This is a genomic window from Paenibacillus glycinis (assembly GCF_009909185.1).
In the GTDB taxonomy this organism is placed as follows: domain Bacteria; phylum Bacillota; class Bacilli; order Paenibacillales; family Paenibacillaceae; genus Paenibacillus_Z; species Paenibacillus_Z glycinis.
This window is the reverse complement of the sequence record NZ_JAAAMV010000013.1, coordinates 83,060-96,433: the sequence shown is the minus strand read 5'-3', so window position 1 is coordinate 96,433 and position 13,374 is coordinate 83,060. Positions and strand designations below refer to the sequence as shown.

At 37.1% G+C, this 13,374-nt stretch carries 12 protein-coding genes; 4 read left to right on the top strand and 8 right to left on the bottom strand.

The genetic code is table 11. The features are described 5' to 3' along the window. Window positions 1–61: 61 nt before the first annotated feature. On the top strand, window positions 62–1,375 hold the full coding sequence (locus tag GT019_RS17335) for a competence protein CoiA family protein (protein WP_161744447.1): 1,314 nt from the start codon (window positions 62–64) through the stop codon (window positions 1,373–1,375). A gap of 71 nt (window positions 1,376–1,446) precedes the next feature. Here the strand turns inward: GT019_RS17335 and GT019_RS17330 are convergent, their stop codons facing one another. The 6 genes from GT019_RS17330 to GT019_RS17305 all read right to left on the bottom strand — a co-directional run bounded on the left by GT019_RS17330 (window position 1,447) and on the right by GT019_RS17305 (window position 8,179). Further along, a complete protein-coding gene (locus GT019_RS17330) occupies window positions 1,447–2,853 on the bottom strand; it encodes a TnsD family Tn7-like transposition protein (protein WP_161744446.1) in 1,407 nt (468 codons plus the stop codon). Next, window positions 2,853–4,232, bottom strand: coding sequence for an ATP-binding protein (locus GT019_RS17325; RefSeq protein WP_161744445.1), 1,380 nt, complete (start codon window positions 4,230–4,232; stop codon window positions 2,853–2,855). The genes GT019_RS17330 and GT019_RS17325 overlap by 1 nt, the downstream gene beginning before the upstream one ends. A 102-nt stretch (window positions 4,233–4,334) precedes the next feature. Beyond that, window positions 4,335–6,464 carry a Mu transposase C-terminal domain-containing protein gene (locus tag GT019_RS17320; RefSeq protein ID WP_161744444.1) on the bottom strand — a complete coding sequence of 710 codons (2,130 nt, stop codon included), beginning with the start codon at window positions 6,462–6,464 and terminating at the stop codon, window positions 4,335–4,337. A gap of 16 nt (window positions 6,465–6,480) precedes the next feature. Further along, a complete protein-coding gene (locus GT019_RS17315) occupies window positions 6,481–7,269 on the bottom strand; it encodes a TnsA endonuclease N-terminal domain-containing protein (RefSeq protein ID WP_161744443.1) in 789 nt (262 codons plus the stop codon). A gap of 233 nt (window positions 7,270–7,502) precedes the next feature. After that, window positions 7,503–7,985, bottom strand: coding sequence for a tyrosine-type recombinase/integrase (locus GT019_RS17310; protein ID WP_235948442.1), 483 nt, complete (start codon window positions 7,983–7,985; stop codon window positions 7,503–7,505). Then, window positions 7,982–8,179: a hypothetical protein gene (locus GT019_RS17305; RefSeq protein WP_161744442.1), complete on the bottom strand. Its 198-nt coding sequence runs from the start codon at window positions 8,177–8,179 to the stop codon at window positions 7,982–7,984. The genes GT019_RS17310 and GT019_RS17305 overlap by 4 nt, the downstream gene beginning before the upstream one ends. A gap of 260 nt (window positions 8,180–8,439) precedes the next feature. Between GT019_RS17305 and GT019_RS17300 the strand changes: the two genes are divergently transcribed. Next, entirely contained in the window at window positions 8,440–8,598 is a 159-nt protein-coding gene (locus tag GT019_RS17300) for a hypothetical protein (protein WP_161744441.1), read from the top strand. Between the two features lie 42 nt (window positions 8,599–8,640). Here GT019_RS17300 and GT019_RS17295 read toward each other — a convergent pair whose 3' ends face one another. Both GT019_RS17295 and GT019_RS17290 read right to left on the bottom strand, forming a co-directional pair. Then, window positions 8,641–8,838, bottom strand: a complete 198-nt coding sequence (locus tag GT019_RS17295; protein ID WP_161744440.1) for a hypothetical protein — start codon at window positions 8,836–8,838, stop codon at window positions 8,641–8,643. A 1,215-nt stretch (window positions 8,839–10,053) separates the two neighbouring features. Then, window positions 10,054–11,781: a DEAD/DEAH box helicase family protein gene (locus tag GT019_RS17290; RefSeq protein ID WP_161744439.1), complete on the bottom strand. Its 1,728-nt coding sequence runs from the start codon at window positions 11,779–11,781 to the stop codon at window positions 10,054–10,056. 308 nt (window positions 11,782–12,089) lie between these two features. Here GT019_RS17290 and GT019_RS17285 point away from each other — a divergent pair, with 308 nt between their 5' ends. Further along, on the top strand, window positions 12,090–13,076 hold the full coding sequence (locus GT019_RS17285) for a ParM/StbA family protein (RefSeq protein ID WP_161744438.1): 987 nt from the start codon (window positions 12,090–12,092) through the stop codon (window positions 13,074–13,076). Next, window positions 13,060–13,332: a hypothetical protein gene (locus GT019_RS17280; protein WP_161744437.1), complete on the top strand. Its 273-nt coding sequence runs from the start codon at window positions 13,060–13,062 to the stop codon at window positions 13,330–13,332. Before GT019_RS17285 ends, GT019_RS17280 begins: the two co-directional genes overlap by 17 nt. The last annotated feature ends 42 nt before the right edge of the window (window positions 13,333–13,374 follow it).

Sequence of the window (13,374 nt, the reverse complement as noted above, 5' to 3'; positions counted from 1 at the left end):
AGGTTATTATACATCGTTATTTCTTATTTATTATCGTTTGCCCCATAGAGGAGGTCCCTGTATGTTCCATGCCATTTATGAAGGTAAGCTCTTTAATATTGAAGAACAAATATTGAATTGCTCGGATCGGAAACAAGAAGTTGCTAACCTAAAGAAGAGAGCAGACAAAGGAGCATATGTTTGCCCTCACTGTGGAGCTTCTCTAATTGTGAAAGCAGGGGATGTTCGCGGCGTATTCTTTGCGCACAGCTCAGGAGATGCATGCGCTCTAAAAGAAAGCTATGACACATATAAAAAACAAACTGCAAGAGAATCCAAACAACATTCTGTTATGCGTGAAATCGTACACGAAGTCCTTAAAAACCAAGAAAAAATCAGAAATGACCTTCAAGTAGACTTTGGGTATATCGCTAAAGCTAAAGAGAGATGGAGTTATTTTCCTGATATTGTTTTAAAAAATCAGGAACAGGAACTGGCAATATCTATTCTTACAAATGTAGATCGAACTAAAGACAGCAAATTAACTAAACAAATCAAGAAGAGAAATACATACTTTAAGGAAAAAGGATTACAGACCCTCTGGTTTATTGAAGATCAGGAGTTATCGCTGGATTGGGATAACCATGTTATACACTTATGGGAATCTGAGATAGATCTTTCAGTAAAGACAAAAGAGGATTCAAACTGGGACAAACTAATTCAAGGGCTTAATGAAGATCTTCCTACTATTCTTGACACCTTAGGATATTGGAGAAAAAATAAAGAGATAACCTTAGATACCCGTAGTCTATACTACATCTACTCTACAAACGAAGGTATTGATTTTTCTGTCCATCGTTTTATCATTGATGAAATTCAATTCCCACATCGAGCATTCGCATTGACAAGAGGCTATAGGATGAATATCTCTACAGCATTAGCATTTAATGAAAAGCTCGCATTAAGTGATCCAGGACAAGAAACCAATGAAATGGATCAATTCTATAATAAGTACATCAAAAGAAAAGAAGAAGAAGCATCTAAGAAGACACAATTAGCCAAAAGCCAACTTGAATATACTTCATCTATTTTCACTTCAAGATCTACTGATAATCATCATACTGGCGATAAATCAACCATTTCAATCTCAAAATCTGAGGTGGCTTCATCCCTCAATTCTCCTTATCCCGCCCAAACAAGTAAAAAAATGAACTACACAGATTTAAAAAATAACCTCAGAGAAAAATTCGGAATGACTCAGAAAGAGCAGTTGCGTTTGTGGAACATCTATGTTTTAAAACGGGGTATCAAGGATTTCGATCTGTTATGGCTTGTCGCCCAGCAACTTGACAACTTTGATCAGTTCGAAAAGGCTCTCAATGAATATAATAAATAGCGCAAATACAAAGTAAAGACTTTTATGTGGGATTAGGCATACTGCATAAGTGAAATGGTACTCACATTGACTTAATCCCTTTGCATGACCTTTTCAATTAATGACTTAATTTCTTTATTACTTCCCCCAAAGCCTGCATACAATTGGACCTGATATATTGTTGCTCCACATTGCTTATTAAGCAATTCCTTTACTGCCCACTTTATTTTTCGAATTCGAAAACTATAGATATCCTCAGTGTTTTCTTCTATAAATCTACATGTTTTAATCAGATTCTTATGTGAAAACCATCGTCTTACTCCAACAGCTCTTCTTATACTTGAAGGGGTAATTCTTTTGGGTTTATCTTCAGCACTTAATAAAATGACAACTGCCTGTCTGGCAAGCTGTAAACAATCTTCATCTCTTTGACTCCAATCAATAAAGTCATTCCTTGCTCTCCTTGAATTAGTTTTTTTTGATTCTCCTCCCCGATCATCAGGTTGGCTGTTTCGTAGATCCTCCATTCGAGTGCAACTATTTTGATTAATTAGCTTGCCTTTAGCCTTTCTTCTTTTAAATACATCCCCAGCTTTAATACCCAGGAACTGCATTAGCAATAGATGACGTAACGGGCTTTTGTTTTTGGAATTTTTCCTAACAAAATGATACAACCAATTCGTTTCATTGCTTAAATCAATTGAACTTTGCATTTGCTCCAAGTAATGCTTTGGGAAAAAACCGATAAACTCTTTTAGTAATTCGACCCTGTAGATACTACCACTTTTAGATGCAAATCCTTTTTCTCTTAATCTATCAATATAAAAATCCATAATAAATGATTGATCTTTTCTCGAAACCCTTGTTTCTAATAAATAACTTGACTCACGAATATACTGCAAATTAAATTTCTTAATTTCGTCTGAAAACTTTATTTCTGGTGCAACAGGTGATAAAACATCCTCATCTAAACAAAAGTATCCCAGTGAGTGGTCCGAACTGAGGACGATTGTATCTTGAAGAGGAATCTCATGCTTCAGACAATACAACGCCCCCACAATTTGATGGGATCTTTTCCAATAAGGTTGCCCGAATGTTTCCAATTGCTCTTTCACGCATTCTGGACAGTATTTAAGATATTCATTTAACTTAACCCTACTCCCTGCAAGCCCAGCCAAATTCTCAATTCCGCTCCCGCGCCCGTTTGCCATCCCATCAAATATCTTGCGGGTAAGTTCTTTTGACAAATAAGCTGTATAAAAATTGAACATCGTATGCTTTTGAATTAACTCCTCCAATCCAATATCAGCATTGGGCGGAAAGTTCTTAATGAGTTTATTTAAATGTTGAGGGAATAGAATTGATGTAAAGAAGGTTTTTTCACTGAATAAATCTTTTGCCAATGCTATTTTACTTACAATCCCACACATCTGCTTATATCTGGAAATGACACTGTATAGTAACTCATCTTCATAAAGCGTAGGAAGGAAATTCATCATTAGATTCCTGTTCCTTCCCACATATTCATATCATCGATAAACCCTTCATCTTTGAGAATCTGATAGATTGGAACACCTTTACTTTTCCCTTCGAAGAAAGAGCGTCTAATATCATCCACTGCAAGATTAAATTTTTTCTTGTTTACAGCTCTTTGGAACCTTTGGACTTCAAGTGCATCTTGAGGCGATACTTTGCTTTCTTCGCCTTTCCTTATTAATTTGCTTTCGATATCAAGACCACTCTGCTCTTTTACCTTGAATACTTCGTTTTTCCTTAAATCTTCATATTGGTTGATTCTATAAGGGTTACCTGAACGAAGAGCATCGAGCATAGGCTTCATAAGTTTAAAGTTTTCTTTGACTGTTTTCTTTATAACATCTAAAGTAAGTTCTTCTCTTTCGCTGGAAATCGATAGCCGCTGGGCATTCACAAAAAGCTTAATCACTAAGTCTGAAATGCCCTGGGTTTCTTCATAAAACAACTGAATTATTTCTTCGTTTAATGAGGTGAAGTTACGATTCCACTGATACTTCCAAATGGACTGAATAAAAAAACGAAAAGTGTCTCTATTGTCCATATTATTCCACAGAATTTCTCCATTTCCAGTAACACGTCTTGCAATCCTAAATTCATTTTGAAAGAGGCTATATGATGCGGGCGTACCAATAAATACAACAGGAACCCCAAATGAGTTCATTAAAGTAACAAAATAGTTCATCATCTGATTAACGCCGCGGTTTTGCAAATGCTGAATCTCATCGATGACTAAGAGACCTAAACCTATGTTATGTGCCACCATCCCCATAAGGGGTAGCATGGCATCCACAGACAAATTTCTGGATACATACTTTTTATAGTTATTTGTACCGAGTATTTCATCGACCTTCATGAAAAATTGCAATGATAAAGCTTTAAGACTGGAGTTATGAGGTGTCTGAAGAGTTAAATGTGTCAGTTGGATATGATTAAAATGATGATTCTGATATGAATTATGTGCAATAACTTGAGGGATGCATCCGAGAATTCGATTAATCGTTGTTGTTTTTCCCATACCCGAAAATCCAATAATAACCCCACTGCTTGCCGTTGTCCTAAAATCAGTTCTGTTGTTAAGATCATACGTCCTATTAATAATTTGCTTACCCGTATCATGAATAAATCTTTTATAATTTTTATCCAGCGGGTTTCTTGCAATGTAACCCTGGTACATGAGCGAAATGACCATATTCCATATATCAATATGGATGGGCAATGGTTGAAATAGCTTATATAGGCGCTGAATGATGTGAAGCCGAATACCACCCTCCAAATCCCGCTCTGCTTCATCAAACGAAGGCAAGATGGTTAAATTTTTTATTATTTCCTTTTTATCAAGCAACGCTGGCAGAGCCTGAATAAATGGATTATTACAATATTCCTCATCGGAAAGTCAGAATAATGCGCTTCGTAAGCTTCCATTCCATTTGAAAGGTCTATTTTCTTATTCATGACTCTCATCTTCTTCCGTTCTAATTTGACGAAATAAGTGTAGTTCTTCAAGCTCTACGTCATCTACGGCGCTCCTCTGATTCTTCTCCATGGTATCCAAGGAGCTATTTGCACGATGTAATAAACGCTCTTTACGTTGATTTTCTTTTATCCCTCTAAGCTTTCTTGATACACTCTTACTCTGATCCTTCAGAGCTTCTGTCTTGACTTTCGCCTCTTCCACAATCCCCTTGATATCCTCAAACAATTGCAACTTTTTGCTCAACTCTAATTCTTTGCCCTTGGCAATGGTATTTTGTTCATGCTCAATTATTTGTTCTATCTCTTCAATGCTTTTGTAGGAGAATTTTAATAAATGATCTAAAAGCGTTAATTTATGAAGCCCTTTTTCTTCATTATCAATGATATAAATGTTCGTTAAGTCTCTTGGATCATAACAAATCTTTACCCGCCATCTACCATTATTACGTGCTCGTTGATACCACTCATTCTTTAATGTAAGTTCTGATGCATATAACATCTTTTTGAAAGCTACACCTTTTGAAGTTACCGAAGCAGTATCTGACGGGTACAACTGTGCCCTAATCACCTCGTCAGATAGAATTCTTAATTGTCCATTTCTATGTTTTATTCCACACTTCCATAATTCCAGGGGTATCTTTTCAACATTTTCCTGTATCATCGCCTCATCCAAAATATAATCGTTAATGACATGGTGCTTGTTATGGAATAATACACACTTCAAAATAATTTTTGTAAACTCTTCGATGGTTAGTGATGCCTTAAGACGGTAGTCCGATTCTCCGCGTTCTTTGTTCCCCTTTCCATTTATTACGACTCCATCGGCAAATGGCTTGATCTTCATGTTCATTTGATGAAAGGCAGATTCAATGATTCCTTTATAATCCGCGTGGTAAGGCGGACTATTTTGTATCATGATACCTAAGTTTTGAATTGCATTCTCAATTTGCTTACCTACCAACTCTCCGCGATCTGCAAGAATACGAACTGGAACACACCAAGGCCACTCTTCATCTTCAATTTCAATGCCATAATTTGACGTATACTGTTTTTTTGAGCTCATACTATTAGCTAAGGCAACCATTGCACCGCTATACGAATTTAATGATTCAAAACTTACATTAATACCCATAATCATACGTGAAAACACATCAATGACTAAAAATAGTATAGGTCGACCAACAATCAAATCTCTATTGAAAGATGATACAAGATAGATATCGAACAAGGTACTGTCAATTTGCCATAGTGATCCACATGCATTTCCAGCGTCTTGTGTAGCATCGCCAATAATTGTTCTGAAATTTTGCTGATAAACCCTGGAACCTCTTCGTTTGGTCACCTCTACTTTTTCACTATTCATTTTTCTAAACCAATAAAGAAACTGTTGATACGAGGGCAATCGAGAATGATCAAGTCGTAAAGCAATCTTCTGTTCATTTTGATTATCATGTTGAGAAACGAAGAAATCTTTTAACATTAATTCATAGGTTATACGCAATGAATTTTTTCGTTCATTATAATAGTAGCGATTGAGCGCTACTTTAAAGACCTTCTTCATGTTGTCATCTACATTTACACCTTCATCTTCAGACTTGCGGGGTCTTCCGCGTTTCTTCTCACTGCTTTTTCTTTCTTTATTTTTTGAACCGCACCGATAGTAGTCGGGTAGTAAACAGTTCATTGTTTTTCCACCCTTCCAGTATCGAATAATCAAATTTTTTATGCCATTGTAACTTCTATTAAATCTGTTCATCGCTTCTTTTATTTGAGCTTCTCTATATTTATTTACAAATATATGCTCCTTGTGTTCCATATTATCCAAAACAAATCGGATAACCGCCCAAGATTGCTCCCGTTTAACCTTTTCTGATTGACTCAGTTCATCCTCAAAAACAACTCTAACGTAAGTGTCTTCGTGCACCTGTATGATTTCTTGCCGTTCCTCAAGAAGAAAAAGCTCTTTTATAAAAATGGGATATGCCCATTGTTGCCCTTCCATATCGATCACATAAACGATTTCCGCGGTTCGATTTACAAACACAACTCTGATTACTTTGCCATCCGCGTGTTTCAGTAACATATTCTCTACTATTTTCATTTTCAGCATCACCATTTTATAAAAGTAATTCGCGAATGGATGAAGAAATGTCTATTTTATTCTTCAGATCGACTTTGATTTTTTTCTTCGCAATCAAATATCGAAATAAATATAAGCCTAATCCTTTTGAGCACCCCTCCATTAAATCAAACTTCCGTAAAACATCTGCTAATTTACATTCGTAATTGGCTATTAATAATTGTAATAAGAGATCCGAATATTCATTTTTGTTAATATTGATATTCTCATCTAACAAAGTTGTCCTGACCCATTCAATGTTCTTATGAACTTGCCGCGGCAACTGCTTCTCAGTAATCACTTTCCATTCAATCCCTTTCGAATTCCAATATCGACGCTCGATTTCCAGCTTTTCAAACGTTAGTTGCCTTGAAAACTCAGAAGAGTCCTTTATCGTTCGTGTAATTTGTACCTCCTTGCTCTCAGCATTTCTAATTGTAAGCACAAAATTTGTTGTCAAAACTAACGGCTCTCCTGATTCTTTATCCCGAAATTTATCAAACAACAAGTCATCCTTGTTGTCTATGCACTCCATGACATCAAGCAATGGAAAGCACTCTCGAATATCCAAAACCTTTTCACTCCACTCAAACAGAAAAAAAGCTCTCAACTGATTATCCGAATGAAGATGATGTATACGATTGGTTTTGATTCCATGAATCCTGGTCGCTCTCCCTTTTGACGCAAACTCATGCGTCTTGGTCCAAGGAACATACTTGCTTCCTATGCCTTGTCCTCTGCCTTCCTTTATGAATCGATTAAGTTTTTCTTTTGTCCAAGTGCTCATAATAGCCTCCAAGTAATTAATTATTGCCTAAGAAAATACAAAAAAAGTGCATTGATACCATAGGCAATTTACCCATTTTTTTTAAAAGGGTATAGCCAATGTTCAATGCACTTTAATTTGTTATTCAGGGGCATTACTCACTATTCATCATAAATTAACCTGAATATATGTATCATCTAAGTCTTCCTGAAGCAAACCCAAGTAACGCTTGGTCTCTGCTGCACGACGATGATTTAATGCAGGGGCACGAGATCTAATGATATTCCTGATTTGAAAGCAAAATAAGCCCAAGTTTTTCGAAGCCCATGGCTTCCAAATCTATCCTGAATAACACACATATCACATGCTCGATCTAATATACGATGAGCCTGTTGCCTGGTTATAGGCTTATTTTCCCCTTCGCGACTTCGAAATAGAAAAGCTTCAGGGTCACTCATGTCGTTTTCACTTGCATATTCTTTTATCGCTTTAGAAAGGTTGGGGGTAATCGGAAATCGTTTATATTTTCCTGTCTTTTGCTCATTGATTTCAATATACTCGGCTGGCTTCTTACGATTCCAAATATGTTTTACCTTAAGTGCTAATATATCCGAAATTCGTAGTACGGATAAAATACCGATTTGAAACATCAAATAATTTATGATACTCTTTGATTTTAAATAGCTCCTCACAAGCTCAATTTGTTTCTTTTCCCGAAGTGGATAGACCATCTTCATTCTTCATTATCCTTTTCGAGTTCCAACCGTCTCTGCGCCAGATATGCTTCTCGTTCATTGTATTGCCGAACGATGTCGGGATCTTCGGAGAGACGCCTCAACTTTTGAGCGGCTTTAGCAATCAGTGAGTCCATTTGATAAACTTTCTCCAACAATTTTTCATGCTCCGACTTTTCTTTTTCTTGATCGTCCATCCAAATAACTGCCTCTTAAACAAAATCTATCAATGTGACATATCCATCATAACAGGATCTATATGTAAAACTCAAGTACTCCACATTTCAGTCCACACACACATTCCTTTTGTTATGCGATTTTAGATGTTACTTAATCGAGAGTATGTAACATTCCTAAAAATAAATTTTATTCAAAGCTCATAGCCGCTATGATAAAATATTCCATGTTCGTATCTTTTAATGGATAATATCAGGTTGCTATAAGGAGAAAAAGTTTTATGAGTGATGCAGGTATTCACAGTCAACGAGGATATAAAATTCAAACGATTATTACGTTACTGGAAGCATTTCAGCAGAACCAGTGGGGAGGTTGGACATCTTTTACGCTTGAACCTATTTATGCAGATGATAAGATTGATATACCAACAGTCTTCTGAAGTCACGAATTTGCAGTTCACGAATGAGTTCCATTTTTTCTCCTAACCTCCTTGAGAAAACTGGTACGTTTGTAATTCTTCAGCAGTAAACAAATCGTAATTTTTGATTTTCTTAAAGTATCCATTGATGGACTCCATGTCGGATAACAGATAATTTAGAATATCCATTTTCTTCATCTCTTCCAAAAAAATTGCGACTTCCCCAGCCTCTTGAGTTGTAATATCCAATTGGTTTTGCATAGATTGATCATGTCCTTTTGGTGTTTTTGATTTTATCCAATAGCAAGTTGAAGAATCTCACTTCGCTGTATAAAGCTAATCCCGTCTCCCCCAGCTACTTTACAAGTTGACTCCATCATACACATACAGAATACCTGCACTTAAACGAACACGAGATAACGAAAAAGAAGTGATGGTGGTTGGGAAGAGTGCTTGCATTGCGATGAAGCGTGGGCGTGAAAGAAAGGACTTTTCGAAGGGTTGTTTTCGTTGATGATACATTGAAAAGAGGTTACTGCAGAAATGAAGGGTTGAGATGGGAGCAAATCAGGAGTTAATTCGAGAGTGGTGAAGCTTGGGGGGGGGGACTTCAGGGCTTGCTATTTGGCTACATTTATCGTATCATTTCGTCGCGAAGAGCGTCAATCGAGTTTGTGTCGAACCCCCGTCGTACCTCTTTGATATGCTTTCTACCATACGTCCTCTGGTTGTTGTTTTATTTTTCATCCTCTCACTTTGCCACATTCTACGCCTGTTTTCGCACTGTTTCAATGATAATAAAAATTGTTCCGTATGTTCGTTTGAAGTAAAGAATGGATATATCGATGTCCCTCTTATGCATCAAAAGTTGTATTATATCTTCATTATATAGTAAACAACGAGGAATTCAGTACAACTTTTTTGGTTATTTCGAGTATGACATACCCTGTCAGCTATTACTGCAAAACGCAGATCCAATAAAGAGCTTTTACGCAAAATCTTTTATTTCTAAGTCACATTGTATTCGAAATTGACATCTTCAAAGAATAAGCAAAACAAGGAGCAAGGAGGACTTTTACATAAAATCGTCGTTTAAGTAAGCAAATCACATCTAAATAAATTTTGGTTGCTACGCCGCAGTGAATTCAAGACAAACACTGCACACGATACATCATTGCGGAACACTTGAATGGGCAACTCTACAGAATAAAGTTCTATGAGTAGAAGCTTTTACATTAAAATCTTCTTTCAACCTGCTTATAATGCAGTGAAGCCAGCTTTCTTATAACACTTTGCGTCTGACGAAGTTTAGTTAGCTTTCATGTCGTCAACACGGCGCATTCTGCTCACCAATTTGGAATGCGAACAACCTGCTTCTTCTGGATGCATTCATCCTTACACGATACATCGAACGTACGATTCAAGTAACGAACACAAGAAGAATTGCTGTTTGTTTCAACATCTCTTCATACTTCCTCATGCTGAGTTTAGCCTCTCATCCTGTACGCCATTATTCGTTAAACTTGAATTAAAGATTAGTTCTTGTCCCGCATTTCGGATACCGTGTTCTGCAAAAAATCGTTCCAACTCTCTTAGGATTTTGGAGAAGTTGCCTGCATCTTTTATACCCGCTTGCTTCCTAATGTTCTTTTTCTTAACCGATTTCAATCCTTCATTCATTGCTTCAAGTATTACCCTTTGAACCTCGTACACAGCAGACTCTTGAAGCCTATTTGAAGAATCGTAATCCTTTCGCTTTTTGCTAACCTCCATCGTACCCTTCATGAAGTTAACTTGCGGCAGTTGCTTTACAATAACTTCTACTGCCCCTTGGAAATCGGAATAAACAAAAATTTCAGCTGATTGGCTATTATCTCGGTTGATTCGCTTAATAGCCTGATATATCTCCCCTGCAACTGTGGTTTTCCTTAATTGCTCGATATCATCATGTTGAAACACTGTAATACTCTCGACGGGTTGTCCTTCTTTTATTTTATAGAACATATTCGTTAAAACATAAGTCAAGTATTCGAAGTTCGGAGTCTTCATAACGATGACAGTATCAAAATCTCGGTAAATATTCGTACCAATTATGTTGCCGAAGTAGTCAACACTAAAGTTCAGCCCTTCTGCAATTTCTTCAATCGTATTACCATAATTTCCAAAGACGTTCAAAAAGCAATTCTCCAGATCTTCCTTCTTGGCTTTATCAGTGATGAAGAGAACTCCTTTTCGTTTTTCAAATTCAATGCTTTTAATCACGTTAAAATCAAAATCGACATAAGTGTTAAGCGATTTCTTTGTCGTACTTACATCAATATGGTGGAACGTACTTCTCGCATACTCGAACGTTTTTACTTGCTTACGTACAACAAACTTATTGCTCAGTTCATATCGATAATCAAACCCCGCATTTGCATCAAGAATAATATTATTCTTAAGTAAAGTGAAATTGATATTATTTTGAAATGTGTGTAACTCCCCCTCATAGACATATCCCCCAGTCTCCAGCAATTGGAGACACTTGTTCAGAATCAATCGATGATTCGTGTTGTCAATTAACTTTACAGTGCTTGAAACATTTCTTCTAATATCGTCGTAATCAACCGATTGGAACGAATGGAAAACCATTTCTCCTGATTGCACCATCGCATCCTTTCTCCCGATTTTATCTCTAAACCGAGTCGCCATTTCAACGATTTCAGGACAGTCATAAATAAAACACTCAGCCCAAAGGATGCTAAGATCGTACAGGGATACCGTTACTTTTTCCAATAGGTCGGGATACTCATCAATGATCAATATATCTCTTTTCTCGATAAGTTCCTTATGTTCCCCTTTACAAATTTGGCTGTACATTTTATGAGTGATGCACAGAACTTGCGAGTTTATCGCTTGTAGTTTCTTTGTTATAGCTTGCTTACCTTTATAATCTTGGCTCGTGTACGCTACTGCAACTGAGGCATCAGCATGTTTATTAATGGTGTCTGCGGTTTGGGAAAGCTCCTCGTCTCGCGCGAAGCGTTGCACGTACAGGACCTTGTGCGGCTGTTCTTTTGTCAATTCACCTATAAAGCGTTGAGCATTAAGGCTTTTGCCTGTCCCAGCTTCATAGTCGAATATTACAAATCGCTCCTTATCCCACATCTGTTTGTTACAAATTTGTTCTTTCAAATCTTCAAATTGATTGCTTGCGATTGTCATCAATAATCCTCCCTTGTAGATGTTTTTGCCTACGAAGAGGATACTCACAAATTATTGTCTATGGAATAGCTTTTCGGTTCTATGCTGTTCGACAACATACTGTCTTGTAAAATCTATAATCAGTTTGATCCCAAATATCAAGGCAACATAATGCGCCGTTAATACCTCACTATCCCCCCGTCCCTTGCTCTATATGCGACAAATACGTCTACGTCAGACATGATTCAACCGAAATTATGCGACACGTCCGACTACATCGGACAAAAATTGCATATCATTCTATAAATCTAAATGAGGAGGGAAATTATATGCACAACCAATTTTTAATAGCGGTAGACAGCGGAAAAAGCCATACCAAAGCATGTATGACTGAGGACGGTGAATATGTGAAGGTAAAGTTCCAAACCAAAATGGAGGAGGTACAAGATATAGGAATAGAGGTCACCCCTAATTCATTCATAATTGAGTATGAAGGGAAGAATTTTTTAGTCGGAGACATGTTAGATGAAAGTAAATTGGATTTTCGCCTGACCAAAGCATCAGAGACACACAGAATTTGCATCTACTTGGCAATAGCCCAACTCCTCAGCAAATCAAAACAAAGCATTGCCTTAGCTAATATTGCATTAGCAGTGAACATTCCACTCAGCATTTATAAAAATGAATTGCAAAAAACAGCCTTCAGTGATTTCATAATGAGAAATGGTGATATAATTGCCATCTCGTACAATAATAAACCCTTTGCTTTTCGAATCAGTACACTTTTACTCTTGCCCGAAGGACTGGGGCCCATTTACAGTGAAATCCATCAGTATCGTGATAAACGCTTACTAATCGTAGATATCGGCTCACTCAATGTAAACTTCCAGGAATTCAATAACCTAATACCCGTATACGAAAAAATGATCACATCTGACCATGGTGTTGCCACACTCCGCGGCAAAATCGCTGATCAATTGACCACACGATATGGTGTATCGATTTCTGACTCAGATGTTGAAGCCGTCTATCGTGACAAGTACCTGTATCTGAATGGGGAAAAGCAATCCGAAAGCAAAGAGATCGTCGAAAAACTGACTTTGAACCATGTAAAGGAAATTTTGAATTTTGCACGGAGTCGTAAATTGAGTTTCGCAAATACCGAGCTGGTCTGCGTAGGAGGAGGATCTTTACTACTTAAAGATTATATTTTGACTGAATATCCCGCGGCTTTCATACCTTCAGATCCACAGTGGGCTAACGCTCTCAGCTTTTTGGTCATCCTGGAGGCAAAGCAACGTGGAAAAACGGCATAGACTCTCGATATCATTCAAGCAAGATTATCGTCATGTCTATAAATTCTTAGTTCAGAAACCGAATATAAGTGATTATATTTGTCGAGTCATAGAAGATGACATTAGGAAAGTGAAAGGTTCACGGGATGAGGAAATTAGAAGAATAGTTATGGATATTTTGAGCGCACAAGAAATTTCAGGAATAAGTTTCAAACCATCCGTCCTTCATGATCAGCTCTCCAATGAAGATATCGAACTAATCGATCAACTATTCTAATACTAAAAGCAGCCGCTAATTCGCGGCTGCTTACATAGCTAT

Coding starts and splice junctions, on each gene's coding strand:
- GT019_RS17315 (WP_161744443.1), bottom strand. CDS start 7,269: ATGAGCACTTGGACAAAAGAAAAACTTAATCGATTCATAAAGGAAGGC.
- GT019_RS17335 (WP_161744447.1), top strand. CDS start 62: ATGTTCCATGCCATTTATGAAGGTAAGCTCTTTAATATTGAAGAACAA.
- GT019_RS17320 (WP_161744444.1), bottom strand. CDS start 6,464: ATGAAAATAGTAGAGAATATGTTACTGAAACACGCGGATGGCAAAGTA.
- GT019_RS17285 (WP_161744438.1), top strand. CDS start 12,090: ATGCACAACCAATTTTTAATAGCGGTAGACAGCGGAAAAAGCCATACC.
- GT019_RS17330 (WP_161744446.1), bottom strand. CDS start 2,853: ATGATGAATTTCCTTCCTACGCTTTATGAAGATGAGTTACTATACAGT.
- GT019_RS17300 (WP_161744441.1), top strand. CDS start 8,440: ATGAGTGATGCAGGTATTCACAGTCAACGAGGATATAAAATTCAAACG.
- GT019_RS17295 (WP_161744440.1), bottom strand. CDS start 8,838: ATGCAAAACCAATTGGATATTACAACTCAAGAGGCTGGGGAAGTCGCA.
- GT019_RS17305 (WP_161744442.1), bottom strand. CDS start 8,179: ATGGACGATCAAGAAAAAGAAAAGTCGGAGCATGAAAAATTGTTGGAG.
- GT019_RS17310 (WP_235948442.1), bottom strand. CDS start 7,985: ATGAAGATGGTCTATCCACTTCGGGAAAAGAAACAAATTGAGCTTGTG.
- GT019_RS17290 (WP_161744439.1), bottom strand. CDS start 11,781: ATGACAATCGCAAGCAATCAATTTGAAGATTTGAAAGAACAAATTTGT.